Source organism: Alistipes communis (genome assembly GCF_006542665.1).
In the GTDB taxonomy this organism is placed as follows: Bacteria; Bacteroidota; Bacteroidia; order Bacteroidales; family Rikenellaceae; genus Alistipes; species Alistipes communis.
Map to the genome: position 1 here is coordinate 2656444 of NZ_AP019735.1, position 12968 is coordinate 2669411.

Sequence of the window (12968 nt, forward strand, 5' to 3'; positions counted from 1 at the left end):
TTGACTGCGTCTTAGATACTCCCGTTCGGCAATGTTCAAATAAATTTGACATTGTACTCACTTATTCGTATCTTTGCCGCGTCAAAACGAAACGCAACCAGTTCTCAAAATATGTTAAGCCGCAGATTACTCCGAGTCAAGGTCATCAAAGCCCTTTTCGGACACCTGAAATCGGATTCGACCAATATGATCGCCTCCGAGAAAACACTGCTCGCATCGATCGACAAGACCTACGATCTCTATTTTCAGTTGATGGAGCTGATCGTCGAAGTCCGCCGCCATGCGGAGTCGCGGCTCGAAACGGCCCGCCGGAAGAAACTGCCGACCTACGAGGATCTGAATCCCAATACCAAATTCGTCGAGAACAAGGCCATCGCCCTGTTGGCGTCGAGCCAGACGGTCAACGACTATCTCTCGTCGCACAAACTCAACTGGGCGCGTTATCCCGAACTCATCAAATTGCTTTATACCAGACTGTTGGCGTCGGACTACTATCGTCGTTACATGCAAAATCCGACGCGGACCTTCTCGGAGGACAAGCAGCTCGTCGAGGAGTTTTACCGCAACGAATTGGAGGATTGCGAGGAGCTGGAAGCCGCTTTGGAAGAGCAGTCGATCCTGTGGAGCGACGATCTAGGTTTCGCGCTGACGATGGTCGTGCGGACGCTCTCGAATCTGCGCGCCTCGTCGACCGACGTGAAGGTTCTGCCCAAGTTCAAGAGCGACGACGATCTGGCCTTCGTCAAGACGCTGTTCGAGAAGGTTTTGGTGAACTACGACCAGACGCAGCGCTATATCGAACGCTTCACGAGCAACTGGGACATCGAGCGCATCGCCTTCATGGACTATCTGATTCTGGCGACGGCCGTCGCCGAACTGACTTCGTGTCCCGAAATTCCGGTGAAAGTGACGCTCGACGAGTATATCGAGATTTCGAAATATTACTCGGGGCCGGGCAGCAGCGTCTTCATCAACGGCGTGCTCGACAAACTGGTCGCCGCGCTGACCGAGGAGGGGAAAATCCAGAAAACGGGGCGGGGCCTCATTTAGCCATGCGGAGGTTGCGGAGTGCTTTTGGGGCTGGCTGCGCGGCCGTCGGCGTGGCGCTCGTGCTGCTTTGCGGCTGCGGCTCTCGCAGCGGGCATCGGACATTTTCGGGCCCCGTTATCGCAGTTTCGGCCGAATCGCTGCATACGTACATGTCGGATACCCTGCGTTTCGGACGTCTCCACAGCGGCGAAACGGCGCGGCTCGAAGCGGGTTTCTGCAATCGGGGCAGGGAGCCGCTCGTAGTCGTCCGGAGCGAATCGTCGTGCGGATGCACCTCGTTGGAATATGACGCTCAGCCGATTATGCCCGGAGATACGCTGCGTGTGGCCGTGCGTTTCGATACGAGCGGCCAGCGGGGCTGGCTTTTCAAGGTACTGCGCGTCTATTTCTCCGGCGGCGAGCGTCCGCTGCGGCTCTACGTCGAGGCCGACGTGCAGTGATGTTGGAAAATCCGAAATAATCGTTATATTTGCTGTCGTAAACCGGATTGTTGCCGGCAAACGGAGCCGAACCGTCTGCGGGTGGCGTCGGTTGCCGGGGCGGTCGGGGCGAACGAAGGCCGAAGGCCGCCGTTTTCGATAAGCTGAATGCAGAGCTGAACTCGTTCGGGCTTTGCCGAGGCGGGAAAACGAAGAGAGAAGTTCAAACTTTAATTTTTGAAAATATGATGAATCTGTTACAGGCGGCTACCGGTCAGCCGCAGCAGCCGTCTCCGTGGGGCTTCTACATTATGATCGGATTGATGATCCTCGTGTTGTGGCTCTTCATGTGGCGTCCCGAATCGAAGCGCCGCAAGGAGATGCAGAAATTCCGCGAAGGTCTCAAAAAAGGCGACAAGGTCATTACCGCCGGCGGTATTTACGGTACGGTCAAGGAGATCAAGGAGCGCACGCTGCTGATCGAGGTCGACGGCAACGTGACGCTGCGTGTCGACAAGAACATGGTCGTGGCCGATACGACCGATTTGCAGAAATAGCCGATCGCGCATCGAATGCCGACGGCCGGAGAAGGCGATCCCTCTCCGGCCGTCGAATTTTTATCCGGTTGCGGACGGGCTATTTCGTCGCGATGAAGAAGAGGTCGAAACATCCTTCGGCCGCCGGTGCGATGCGGTAGTCGTCCATGCGGATCGAAGTGGTCAGCGCCTCGTTCTGCCGCAGCAGCCGACGTCGGTTGATGCGGTTGAGCAGGTCGTAGGGGAGTTGCAGCAGCCGGCGCGGCAGGCGGTGCTGGAGGTCGAACAGGTCGAAGCGGGCGATGCGCTCCACGCTGCGGCGGTTGTGTTCGTAGTACTCCATCACGCGCTCGTTGCCGAAGACGCCGTGGGTCTCGACGGCGGAAAATGCTTCGGAAAGCAATCGCCGCAGTTCGTCGATCCGGTATTCACGCACGTGCCACGGGTTGCGTGTGAGCGACATCGGAGCGTTGGGCGTGGTGAGGATCATCCGTCCGCCCGGCCGCAGCACACGGGCGATTTCACGCACGAACGCTGCGTCGTCGTCGATGTGTTCGATCACCTGGAAGGTAATGACGAAATCGAACGATTCGTCCCCGAAGCCGAGCGGAGGCACGCACATCCGTCGGAATTCGACGTTGGCTGCGTGGCGGTCTCCGCCGGCGGCGTATTTGTCCACCGTGACGAAACGGTCGCAATGCGGCGCGACGAGTTCGATGCCGTATCCCGTTCCCGTCCCGATCTCCAACACATCGCCCGATACGATCTCTGCCGCGCGGTCGTAGGCCAGCAGCGACCGCTGGAAGACGAAGTTGTCGGATGCGTCGCGCGATACGCGCTCGGCGGTTGCGAGTTTGCCCATATCGCTACTGTTTCGTCAGTTTGATCCCCTCTGCGTCGGCCGCGACGATCCCGCGTTTGAGCAGGACGCCCAGCGAACGTTTGAACGCCTTCTTGCTGAGCTGCGTGCGGCGGTGAATCTCTTCCGGCGAGCTGTCGTCGCCGAGCGGCAGCCGCCCGCCCGCTTCGCGCAGCATGCCGAGCAGCTGGTCTGCACCGTCCTGCACGCCGGCATAGCCCGGCTGTCGGAGCGACACGTCGATGCGGTGGTCGTCGGTGATTTTGGTCACGTAGCCGCGCAGGCGGTCGCCCACCTGTACGGGTCGGAAAAGCTGGTTGCGGTAGAGCATTCCCCAATGGCGGTTGTCGATCACCACGCGGTAACCGATCTCCGACTCCGAAGCCACCAGCAGATCGACCTCCTCGCGGGGACGGACGGTGAGCGTCTCGTTGTTGACGAAACTTTTGAGTTTGTTCGTCGCCACGCATCGTCCCGTCACATCGTCGACATAGACGTAGACCACATAGGAACGTCCGGCGAAGATCCCGCCCTGCTGGTTGCGGTTGGGCAGAAAGAGGTCTTTGCCCGCAAGCCCCCAGTCGAGGAACGCTCCGTGGAGGTTCTTGTCGACCACTTTCAGGAATGCGGCCTCGCCGGCACGGGCCAGCGGCGTTTCGCGCGTGGCCACGAGCCGGTCTTCGGAGTCGTGATAGACGAAGACGTCGACCGCGTCGCCCACCTTGTCGGCGAGCGAAACGTAGCGGTTGGGCAGCAGTACCTCCTGCCCCTCCTGATCGGCGAGATAGAGACCGTAGTCCGAGATACGGGTCACGGTGAGCGTATGGTTTTGTCCGGCTTTCATAGTTAAAACGGTTCGACGGCGGAAACGGCGCAGGCAGGATGCAAAACAGACGGGGCCTGTTTGCCGGGATGCAGTCCGGTCGGCTGTCGGGATTTGTACCGTACAAAGGTACGAAAGATTTGCCGAACGCAGGCCGGATTTCCCGTTTTATTCGTAATTTTGTCGATATGAAAGTCGCCCTGTGTCAGTTCTCGATGGAGTGGGAGGCCGCAGCCCGCAACCTCCGCCGTGCCGAAGAGCTCGTCGCGCAGGCCGGTGCCGATCTGGCCCTCCTGCCCGAGATGTTCGCCACGGGGTTCGTCACCGAACCGTGGCGAACGGCGCTGCCGGACGAGGAGGAACTCCTCGCGTGGATGCGCCGCACCGCACGACGTTATGCGACGGCGTTGGCCGGCAGCGCCGTCGTCCGCAGCGGCGACCGTTTCGCCAATCGCTTTTTCTTCGTGCGGCCGGCGGGCGGTGCGGAGCGATACGACAAGCGGCATCTTTTTTCTATCGGCGGCGAAGATGCGCATTTTGTGGCGGGCCGGCGGCGCGTAGTGGTCGAATACGGCGGACTGCGGTTTTTGCCGCTCGTCTGTTACGACCTGCGTTTTCCGGTCTGGTGTCGTTGTCACAGCGATTACGACGCGATTCTCTGCGTGGCCTCGTGGCCGGCGCCGCGTCGGGAGGTGTGGCGGACCCTGCTGCGGGCCCGGGCGATCGAGAACCAGTGTTATGTCGTCGGCGTCAACCGCACGGGCGACGATCCGTGGAACCATTATGCCGGCGATTCGGCGGTCGTCGATTTCAAGGGGACGCCGCTCTGCGAGGCGGACGCTTCGGAGGGGGTCTTCACGGCCCGGCTCGACAGGGAAGCGCTCGATCGGTTCCGGACGAAATTTCCCGCATGGCGCGACGCCGACGATTTCCTGCTGCGATGACTGTGCGCGGAATGCGGTTTGCGGAAAAATCGCTACCTTTGCCGGGAATTTATTCCGGTCCGGACGGGCAGCGTCCCGGCAGAGCCCGGCGGGGTTAGGCCTAACGCTCGGTTTGCATTGCCTTTGCACAATATTTCGGATGCAGGATGCGATTTAAGTAAGATGAAACGAGAGGAGACAATCGAGGTACTCGGCGCACGGGTACACAATCTGAAAAATATAGACGTAACGATTCCGCGCCACAAGCTGGTGGTTGTCACCGGCCTGTCGGGGTCGGGCAAATCGTCGCTGGCATTCGATACGATCTATGCCGAGGGGCAGCGGCGGTATATGGAGACCCTGTCGACCTATGCGCGTCAGTTCGTGGGGACGATGGAGCGTCCCGATGTGGACAAGATCACGGGACTGAGCCCCGTGGTGGCCATCGAGCAGAAGACGACCAACAAAAATCCGAGGTCGACGGTGGGTACCGTCACCGAGATCAACGACTTCCTGCGTCTGCTCTATGCGCGCGCTTCGCGCGCCTATTCGCCGGCTACGGGCGAGGAGATGGTGCATTACTCCGACGAGCAGATTCTCGACCTGATCCTGCGCGATTTCGCAGGCCGTCGCATCGCGCTGCTCGCACCGATCGTCAAGGGCCGCAAGGGACACTACCGCGAGCTGTTCGAGTCGCTGGTGAAGAAGGGCTACCTCCACGCCCGTATCGACGGCCAGATGTGCGAGTTCTCGACGGGCATGAAGCTCGACCGCTACAAGATCCACACGATCGACCTGGTGGTCGACCGCCTGCGCGTGAGCGAGGAGTCGCGCGACCGGCTGATGACTTCGCTCAAGGAGTCGATGCGGCAGGGCAAGGGGACGATGGCGCTCTACGACTACGATACGGAGACGATGCGCTACTATTCGCGGCATCTGATGTGCCCCACCACGGGCGTCGCGTTCGAAGATCCTGCGCCGCACACCTTTTCGTTCAACTCGCCCAAGGGGGCTTGCCCCCGATGCAACGGGCTGGGCGTCGAGGCGGTCTTCGACCGCAGCAAGATCATTCCCGATCCAAAGAAGTCGCTGCGCGCCGGAGGGATCGAACCCTTCGGGCCGTACCGCAACAACATGCTTTTCGCGCTGTTGGAGATGCTGGGGCGCCGCTACGATTTCACGCTCGACGATCCGGTGCAGAGCATTTCGGAGGAGGGGATGAACGCCATCCTCTACGGCGATTCCGAGCCGCTGACGGTCGATCTGACGGAATTCGCCAACGCCGGCGGCAAGCGTCTGGTGTCGTGGGACGGCATGGCCGAGTGGATCGGCCGCAATTTCGACGAGGATTCCAAGCGCGGCGAGAAGTGGCGCGAGCAGTTTCTCGTCTACAAGCCGTGCAGCGTCTGTGGCGGGTCGCGGTTGCGCAGCGAGGCATTGCAGTTCCGCATCGGCGGACGGAACATCGCCGAGGTGTCGGCCATGTCGATCTCCGATTTCGCCGACTGGATGTCCCGCATCGAGGAGCATTTCACCGAGAAGGAGCGCAAGATCGCGCAGGAGGTCGTCAAGGAGATCCGCGAACGGCTCCGGTTCCTGATCGAAGTGGGGTTGGGCTACCTCTCGCTGAGCCGCTCGTCGCGCTCGCTTTCGGGCGGCGAGTCACAGCGCATCCGGCTGGCGACGCAGGTCGGATCGAAACTGGTGAATGTGCTCTACATCCTCGACGAGCCGTCGATCGGCCTGCACCAGCGCGACAACCGGCGGCTGATCCGCAGCTTGCAGGAGTTGCGCGACGCCGGCAACTCGGTGATCGTCGTCGAGCACGACGAGGAGATGATGCGCTCGGCCGACTGGATCGTCGACGTAGGCCCCAAGGCGGGGCGCAAGGGCGGCCACGTCGTTGCGTCGGGTACGTTCGACGATATCCTCCGCTCCGACTCCGTGACGGCCGACTATCTGACCGGCCGCCGGCGGATCGAGGTTCCGGCGACGCTGCGCGAGGGCAACGGCCGTCATATCGTCCTGCGGGGAGCGTCGGGCAATAACCTCAAACATATCGACGTCGATTTCCCGCTGGGCAAACTGATCCTCGTCACGGGTGTCAGCGGTTCGGGCAAGTCGACGCTCGTCAACGAAACGCTGCGCCCTATTCTGAGCCGCAAGCTCTACCGGTCGCTCGACCGCCCGCTGCCCTACGATTCGATCGAGGGAATCGAACACGTCGACAAGCTGGTCGTGGTCGACCAGTCGCCGATCGGCCGCACGCCGCGCAGCAATCCGGCGACCTACTCCAACGTCTTCGCCGACATCCGCAAACTCTTCGAGATGACACCCGACGCGCAGGTGCGCGGCTTCAAGGCGGGACGCTTCTCCTTCAACGTCAAGGGCGGCCGTTGCGAGACGTGCCGCGGTGCGGGAGTGCAGACCATCGAGATGAACTTTCTGCCCGACGTCTATGTCACCTGCAAGAGTTGCGGCGGCCACCGCTACAACCGCGAGACGCTCGAAGTGAAATACAAGGGCAAGAATATCGACGACGTGTTGAACATGACGGTCAACATGGCCGTGGAGTTTTTCGAAAACATCCCGTCGATCTACCAGAAGCTGCGTGCCATTCAGGAGGTGGGGTTGGGCTACCTGACGCTCGGCCAGCCCTGCACGACGCTCTCGGGCGGCGAGTCGCAGCGCATCAAGCTGGCCGCCGAACTCTCGAAACGCGATACGGGCAGCACGCTCTATATCCTCGACGAGCCGACTACGGGGCTCCATTTCGAGGATATCCGCCAGTTGATCGACGTGCTGAACAAGCTGGTCGACCGCGGAAACACGGTCGTCGTCATCGAACACAACCTCGACGTGGTGAAGGTCGCCGACTGGATCATTGATATCGGTCCCGAAGGCGGTGCGGCGGGCGGACGGGTGCTCGCGGCGGGTACGCCGCACGAGGTGGCCGCCGTCGAGCAGAGTTATACGGGACGTTTTCTGCGGCAAATGGGGCTTTAACGGGACTGTGACAGACGTTTTCGGGCGACTAACCGGTCGTAACCGATTTGCTGGTTGTATGTGGGACGAATGCATTGTCGTGAATTTTTCCGACGAACGATTCGCTGTGTCTCGAAGAAAATCACTTCTATTGTCTTTCCGGTAAGATTCCACGCCGGTGCGTCGGTAGCGAGTCGGGTTTCCCGTGAAGTCCCTCCCCGAGGGAGGGATTTAGGGTGGGGTATGATCGGTACTCACGGCGTGCCGCCGTGGAGCTACCGCCGGACGGAACGGGCATGCAGCCGGAAATCCTATCGAACGGACGGGTTTGCAACGTTCCGAAGTATCCGGTCTTTCCGGTAAGATTCCACGCCGGTGCGTCGGGAGCGAGTCGGGTTTCCCGCGAAGTCCCTCCCCGAGGGAGGGATTTAGGGTGGGGTATGGTCGGTCATCACGGCGTGCCGCCGTGGAGCTACCGCCGGACGGAACGGGCGTGCAGCCGGAAATCCTATCGAACGGACGGGTTTGCAATATGTTGTGGCAAGGAGTTTGCGTTGACATCGGTCAAATGCAAACTCTTTTGCCTATGAAACGTATTATCGTATGGATGGCTGCCGCTGCCGTAGTGGTATCGGCTGTCGCAGTTACGGCCCAACAGCAGTCGAAGTCTCAGCGGGCCCAAACCAAATCTCAACGCACGGAGGTGCGCGAGCAGCGCCACGAAGAGCGTGTGAAGCGGCGCGCCGAACGGCTGGCCGCCTTCGAAAAGCACATGGACTCGATCATCCTGTCGCGCAATTTCCAGTTCAACCCTTCGAGTATGCAGCGTCAGCCGGCGGGTCCCGTGCGCCAGTTGATCAATCCCAACTTCACGGTCGGGTTCTGGGACGGCACGGTGGACGTCTGCCTTCCCTACATCAAGGGCTATGTTCCTCCCTATTACTACACGGTGCTCAACTACGTGCTTCCGTCGGTCGAGGGGTACCGTGCCGAACAGACCAACGAAGGCTGGATCGTGACCTTCTCCACCACGCTCTTCTCGGCCAACGATTACACCTTCACCTTCGACATCTACTCGTCGTCGGGAGGCGCCAACCTCACCATTTCGTCGGTCTGGTACAATCCCGTACAGTACTCCGGCACTATTACGCAGGTGTATTGATCCCTCCGCTTTTTGACGAGGTGCTGTCTGATTCTTTTTCAGACAGCACCTCGTGATTTTCGATCCGGATTGTCTAACTGCAAGTGTGCAGCAATAGCAGGATCGTCAGAATGACCGACGGATAACCCAGACATCCGAACCGATTTAAGTCGTCCGACAGGCTCGGCTCGCCGAATTCGGTACGGCAGTAGGGACATTTGCGGGCCTCCGAGGGGATGATCATTCCGCATTCGGGACATTTCTTCGTTTCGTTTCCGAAAAGAATACCCATTTTCAGTTGAAATAATAGGTCATCCCGTTGTCGGCCGTCGTCATATAGCGTGACGAAAGGCGTCTGTTGAGTACTCCGGTCAGTTTGCGCGGATTGTAATCGGGATTGGATACGACTCGGCCTTTTTTGTAGCCGTTGTGGAAAATCTTGATCCAGGAATCTCCGGTGCTGGTGTCTTCGAAAATTTCCGCATTGCAATCGAACCAGGAGACCTGGTTGAAATAGTATGCGGTCGTGTGTCTTTCGTGCACCATCTCCGCCGAGGCGTTGTCGCTCGGAAGGACCGACGTGAGCGATGCCGGTGCATTCGCATCGTTTGTGGCGGCAGCCGCAGCGAGGAAATGAAGCGAGAACAAAGCGGCGGTTGCGAAACAGGTTAGAAGAGATGCTTTTTCCATAGAAAATGATTGTTGCTCCGGTCTTTCGGCTTTCCGGTCTGCCTGCTTCGGAATTGAAGCGGACAAATTTACCCCCCCCCGTGACTTTTCCAAATTTTCAGATGGAAAATATCCGATTTGTCGATAGAATCGTCGTATTATCCGGTGAAAGAAAAGCAAACAAAAAAGCCACTGATCGCTCAGTGGCTCTGAAAGGAAGTTTGTCGGGATACCGAGATTCGAACTCGGGACCTCCAACTCCCGAAGCTGGCGCGCTAACCGGGCTGCGCTACATCCCGAAAACTTGTCGAACGGAGATCGTGCCGAAGCATCGAACGGGAACTCCGCCCGTGAAAGAACTTCCTTTTTCTGATCGTCGGGGTAACAAGATTCGAACTTGTGACCCCCTGCTCCCAAAGCAGGTGCGCTAACCGGACTGCGCCACACCCCGAGGTCGTTCGAAACCAATTTCCCAATCGATTTCGGTGTGCAAAGATACACGCTTTTTTGGTTATTACAAACTTTTCGGCAAGAAAAATCGTTCTCCCGGTCGGATGCCGCCGCCGTGCGGTACGGAATCGCCTATCGTCGTCGGCTCCGTACTCCTGCCGGGCGAAGCCCCGCTCCGAGACCGTTCAACGCTGGAAGCGGATCGTGAAGCGGCGGATACGGCGCGTCACGAAGTCGGGCATGTAGAAGAACAGCGGTACGAACAGGCGGTTCCACCAGTCGGGGACGATGCAGCGGCGGCCGCGCCACAGCGCGCGCAGCCCCCGCCGCGCACAGCTGTCGGGCGAAATCAGCACGCCCAGCCGCCGGCCGATATGCTGCCATTTGGGCGAGAGCCCGTAGAGGTCGGTCGCCACGCCGGCGGGACACACGGCCGTCACGCGGACGCCTCGCTCGGCGACCTCTTTGGCGAAGGCTTTCGAGAAACAGCGCACGTAGGCCTTGGTGGCGGTGTAGAGCGCCATGCCCGGGAAGGGCATCCAGACCGAGTAGGAGGACATGTTTAGGATGTATCCGCTGCCGCGCCGCGCCATGTCGGCCCCGAAGGCGCGGCAGTTTTTCGAGAGCGTCAGGTCGTGCAGCAGGATCATCCGTTCGATCCGTTCGACGGGGGTGGCAAGGATGTCGAGATAGGAGAAGACGCCCGCGTTGTTGACGAGTACCTCCACCTCGGCGCCCAGCCGTGCGACGGCGGCGTACAGCTCCTCCGACGCCTCCATGCGCGCCATGTCCATGACAAGGGTATCAATCGTGACGCCGTGCGCCGCCGCCAACTCCTGCCGTGCGGTGTCGAGCGTGCCGCCGTCGCGGTCGACGAGAATCAGCCGGTAGCCCAGGGCCGCCAGCCGTTCGGCATAGCAGCGGCCGATGCCGTGGGCGGCGCCCGTCACGAGCGCCGTCTTCGAATCGGTTGCGATCGTGTGCTTTTTCATCGTTACGGGAGTTTTGCCAGTTCTTCGCGGATCTTGCGCGGCAGGTCGGGGCAGTGTTTGCAGCACTGCATGTCGAGCGAATACATGCGGGCGATGCAGTAGTTGCGATGGTCGCACGCGCTGCGTGTCGAGCGGTCGCCCTCGCGCAGTTTGTCGACGAAAGCCGGATCGTTGACCAGCGCGCGGGCCATCTGCACCAGTTCGAACCCGCTGTCGAGCGCACGTTCGATTCCTTCGCGGCTCACCAGCCCGCCCACGTAGACCAGCGGCAGTTTCAGCTCGGCGCGGAACTTTTTGGCGTTTTCCAGGAAGAAGCACTCTTCGAAAGGGTATTGTTTAATCATATACCGTCCGAAGAGCCGCACGAAGATGCGCAGCCACCACTGCATGTAGTAACTCATCGTGTAGAGCGGAATGATGCCCCGCATGACGGCCATCGGCGCCTTGCTCACGAAACCCGACGAGAGGACGATGCCGTCGACGCCGTAGGTTTCGATCGCGCGGGCGATTTCGAGGCTTTCGGGGATTTCGATGCCGCCCTTGAAACCGTCCTCCATGTTGTGTTTCACCAGTACGGCCATGTTCCGGCGGGCGGCCGTTTCCATCACTTCGTCCAGACACATCCTGAGAAAGCGCATCCGGTTCGGGAGCGAGCCGCCGTACTCGTCGCGGCGGCGGTTGGTGTAGGGCGAGAGGAACTGCGAGATGAGGTAGCCGTGGCCTGCGTGTACTTCCACGCAGTCGAATCCCGCTTCGTACGCCGTATCCACCGCACGGCCGAAGTCGGCGGCCACCTGTCGGATTTCGTCGCGCCGCATGGCGCGCACGGGGGTGTAGGCATAGAGGTTGAAGCCCGACGATGCACCGATCGGAATCTGTCCGGCCGTGGTGTAGTGCGTCATGTTGCCGCAATGGCCGATCTGGATCGATGCGGCGGCTCCTTCGCGGTGGACGGCTTCGGTGATGTCGCGCAGTCCCGGGACGATTTCGGGTCGCAGCCACAGCTGTTTTTCGAATGACAGCCCGCTGCGACAGACGGCGGCGTAGGCCAGTGTGGTCATTCCCACGCCGCCGCGGGCGACGCTCACGTGGTAGTTTTTCAGTTGTTCGGTGGGGCCGTAGGCGCGGCCCATCGATTCGAATGCCGCCGAACGGATCGTGCGGTTGCGCAGCGTGACGGGACCTAATTTGTAGGGTGTGAACAACAGCGACTCTTTTTTCATGGAATCAATAGATGAAAGGAAGGATGCGTTTGCGGTGCAGCGAGGTGAACTCCTCGCCGAACTCCTGCTCGTAGCGTTTGTAGAGCGAGGCCGATCGCGGCGCCAGATTGGCGAACGTCCAGACGACGAATACCGCGCCGGCCCATGACCACGACGCGACGGCGAAACCGATCCATTCGAGCAGTTCGCCGAAGTAGTTGGCCGACGAGACATAGCGGAACATTCCGCCGTAGGGGATGTAGTGGCGCGTATCGCCCGGCCGGCGCAGGTGGCGGATGATGCGGTCGGAGCGGAGATTGATGACCATGCCGGCGATGAACAGCGCACCGCCGACCCAGATGTAGGGACGTGCGAACCAACCGTCGTAGTAGCCGGCGGGGGAGACGTAGAAGATCCAGCCGCCCTGCATCAGGGCGTTGAGCGTATTGAATACCATTCCCATCAGAACGATTCCCAGCGGCATCTGCGACCTCCCGCGGATCAGCAGCGGGAAGACGAAGGCCCGTTGCAGGTAGTGGCTCTGGAAGAGGATGAAAAGTGCCAGCGGTCCCGCTTCGAGTGCACGGTCGGAGCAGAGCCACAGGATGCACATGGCGATGAAGACGGGCGACTCCATCGCCATCCATCCGATACGGTTGGGGATGCCCGGCCCGAATTTTCGGTTGAAGAGGTAGCCGTATCCCGCTTCGACGAAATGGAGTGCGACGAACACCGCGAGTGCGAGTACGGTCATCGCCCAGAGGAAAAGAGAGAATGTTTCGTTCATAACGTTAGCCAAAGGTACGAATAAGCCGGATGCGAAGGCAGATTTATTTGCGTTTTTGCGGAGCGACCTATCTTCGGCGCAGTCAAAGATACGAAAAGTCGAGCGCAGAAGCAAACGCATGTTTGTTTCTGC

The 12968-nt window shown here is 60.1% G+C and carries 13 protein-coding genes and 2 tRNA genes; 6 read left to right on the forward strand and 9 right to left on the reverse strand.

Annotated features, from left to right (window positions below; genetic code table 11):
* Window positions 1–111: 111 nt before the first annotated feature.
* From nusB to yajC, 3 genes are all read left to right on the forward strand, one after another.
* Complete coding sequence (nusB, locus tag FMF02_RS10780) at window positions 112–1050, forward strand: transcription antitermination factor NusB (RefSeq protein ID WP_019129783.1); 939 nt, start codon at window positions 112–114, stop codon at window positions 1048–1050.
* A gap of 149 nt (window positions 1051–1199) precedes the next feature.
* Complete coding sequence (locus tag FMF02_RS10785; RefSeq protein WP_162502300.1) at window positions 1200–1490, forward strand: DUF1573 domain-containing protein; 291 nt, start codon at window positions 1200–1202, stop codon at window positions 1488–1490.
* A 224-nt stretch (window positions 1491–1714) separates the two neighbouring features.
* Window positions 1715–2026 carry a preprotein translocase subunit YajC gene (yajC, locus tag FMF02_RS10790; protein WP_179952761.1) on the forward strand — a complete coding sequence of 104 codons (312 nt, stop codon included), beginning with the start codon at window positions 1715–1717 and terminating at the stop codon, window positions 2024–2026.
* 79 nt (window positions 2027–2105) lie between these two features.
* Here yajC and FMF02_RS10795 read toward each other — a convergent pair whose 3' ends face one another.
* Both FMF02_RS10795 and FMF02_RS10800 read right to left on the reverse strand, forming a co-directional pair.
* Window positions 2106–2867 carry a class I SAM-dependent methyltransferase gene (locus FMF02_RS10795; RefSeq protein WP_141413153.1) on the reverse strand — a complete coding sequence of 254 codons (762 nt, stop codon included), beginning with the start codon at window positions 2865–2867 and terminating at the stop codon, window positions 2106–2108.
* Between the two features lie 4 nt (window positions 2868–2871).
* Window positions 2872–3708 carry a CvfB family protein gene (locus FMF02_RS10800; RefSeq protein WP_141413154.1) on the reverse strand — a complete coding sequence of 279 codons (837 nt, stop codon included), beginning with the start codon at window positions 3706–3708 and terminating at the stop codon, window positions 2872–2874.
* A gap of 167 nt (window positions 3709–3875) precedes the next feature.
* On the opposite strand from FMF02_RS10800, the gene FMF02_RS10805 reads away from it, so the two are divergent.
* From FMF02_RS10805 to FMF02_RS10815, 3 genes are all read left to right on the forward strand, one after another.
* Entirely contained in the window at window positions 3876–4631 is a 756-nt protein-coding gene (locus FMF02_RS10805; RefSeq protein ID WP_198419005.1) for an amidohydrolase, read from the forward strand.
* 162 nt (window positions 4632–4793) lie between these two features.
* The gene (gene uvrA, locus FMF02_RS10810; protein ID WP_019129777.1) at window positions 4794–7616 is read left to right on the forward strand and encodes an excinuclease ABC subunit UvrA; all 2823 of its coding nucleotides are present in this window, start codon (window positions 4794–4796) and stop codon (window positions 7614–7616) included.
* 565 nt (window positions 7617–8181) lie between these two features.
* A complete protein-coding gene (locus tag FMF02_RS10815; protein ID WP_026074767.1) occupies window positions 8182–8757 on the forward strand; it encodes a DUF4251 domain-containing protein in 576 nt (191 codons plus the stop codon).
* Between the two features lie 73 nt (window positions 8758–8830).
* On the opposite strand, the gene FMF02_RS10820 is transcribed toward FMF02_RS10815, so the two are convergent.
* The 7 genes from FMF02_RS10820 to FMF02_RS10850 all read right to left on the reverse strand — a co-directional run bounded on the left by FMF02_RS10820 (window position 8831) and on the right by FMF02_RS10850 (window position 12836).
* Window positions 8831–9028 (reverse strand): zinc ribbon domain-containing protein, encoded by a 198-nt coding sequence (locus FMF02_RS10820; protein ID WP_141413155.1) that lies wholly within the window; start codon window positions 9026–9028, stop codon window positions 8831–8833.
* Window positions 9029–9030: 2 nt separating this feature from the next.
* Complete coding sequence (locus FMF02_RS10825) at window positions 9031–9519, reverse strand: hypothetical protein (protein WP_141413156.1); 489 nt, start codon at window positions 9517–9519, stop codon at window positions 9031–9033.
* Between the two features lie 110 nt (window positions 9520–9629).
* Window positions 9630–9704, reverse strand: a tRNA-Pro gene (locus FMF02_RS10830).
* A 77-nt stretch (window positions 9705–9781) separates the two neighbouring features.
* Window positions 9782–9856: transfer RNA gene (locus FMF02_RS10835), tRNA-Pro, on the reverse strand.
* A gap of 184 nt (window positions 9857–10040) precedes the next feature.
* Window positions 10041–10847: an SDR family NAD(P)-dependent oxidoreductase gene (locus FMF02_RS10840; RefSeq protein WP_141413157.1), complete on the reverse strand. Its 807-nt coding sequence runs from the start codon at window positions 10845–10847 to the stop codon at window positions 10041–10043.
* A 2-nt stretch (window positions 10848–10849) separates the two neighbouring features.
* The gene (locus FMF02_RS10845; RefSeq protein WP_141413158.1) at window positions 10850–12070 is read right to left on the reverse strand and encodes an NADH:flavin oxidoreductase; all 1221 of its coding nucleotides are present in this window, start codon (window positions 12068–12070) and stop codon (window positions 10850–10852) included.
* 4 nt (window positions 12071–12074) lie between these two features.
* A complete protein-coding gene (locus tag FMF02_RS10850; protein ID WP_026074766.1) occupies window positions 12075–12836 on the reverse strand; it encodes a DUF1295 domain-containing protein in 762 nt (253 codons plus the stop codon).
* Window positions 12837–12968: the final 132 nt, after the last annotated feature.

Bases quoted from the DNA above. Each gene is read 5' to 3' on its own strand.
- FMF02_RS10845 (WP_141413158.1), bottom strand. From the start codon at position 12,070: ATGAAAAAAGAGTCGCTGTTGTTCACACCCTACAAATTAGGTCCCGTC.
- FMF02_RS10820 (WP_141413155.1), bottom strand. From the start codon at position 9,028: ATGGGTATTCTTTTCGGAAACGAAACGAAGAAATGTCCCGAATGCGGA.
- FMF02_RS10850 (WP_026074766.1), bottom strand. From the start codon at position 12,836: ATGAACGAAACATTCTCTCTTTTCCTCTGGGCGATGACCGTACTCGCA.
- FMF02_RS10785 (WP_162502300.1), top strand. From the start codon at position 1,200: ATGTCGGATACCCTGCGTTTCGGACGTCTCCACAGCGGCGAAACGGCG.
- uvrA (WP_019129777.1), top strand. From the start codon at position 4,794: ATGAAACGAGAGGAGACAATCGAGGTACTCGGCGCACGGGTACACAAT.
- FMF02_RS10800 (WP_141413154.1), bottom strand. From the start codon at position 3,708: ATGAAAGCCGGACAAAACCATACGCTCACCGTGACCCGTATCTCGGAC.
- FMF02_RS10815 (WP_026074767.1), top strand. From the start codon at position 8,182: ATGAAACGTATTATCGTATGGATGGCTGCCGCTGCCGTAGTGGTATCG.
- FMF02_RS10805 (WP_198419005.1), top strand. From the start codon at position 3,876: ATGAAAGTCGCCCTGTGTCAGTTCTCGATGGAGTGGGAGGCCGCAGCC.
- nusB (WP_019129783.1), top strand. From the start codon at position 112: ATGTTAAGCCGCAGATTACTCCGAGTCAAGGTCATCAAAGCCCTTTTC.
- FMF02_RS10795 (WP_141413153.1), bottom strand. From the start codon at position 2,867: ATGGGCAAACTCGCAACCGCCGAGCGCGTATCGCGCGACGCATCCGAC.
- yajC (WP_179952761.1), top strand. From the start codon at position 1,715: ATGATGAATCTGTTACAGGCGGCTACCGGTCAGCCGCAGCAGCCGTCT.
- FMF02_RS10840 (WP_141413157.1), bottom strand. From the start codon at position 10,847: ATGAAAAAGCACACGATCGCAACCGATTCGAAGACGGCGCTCGTGACG.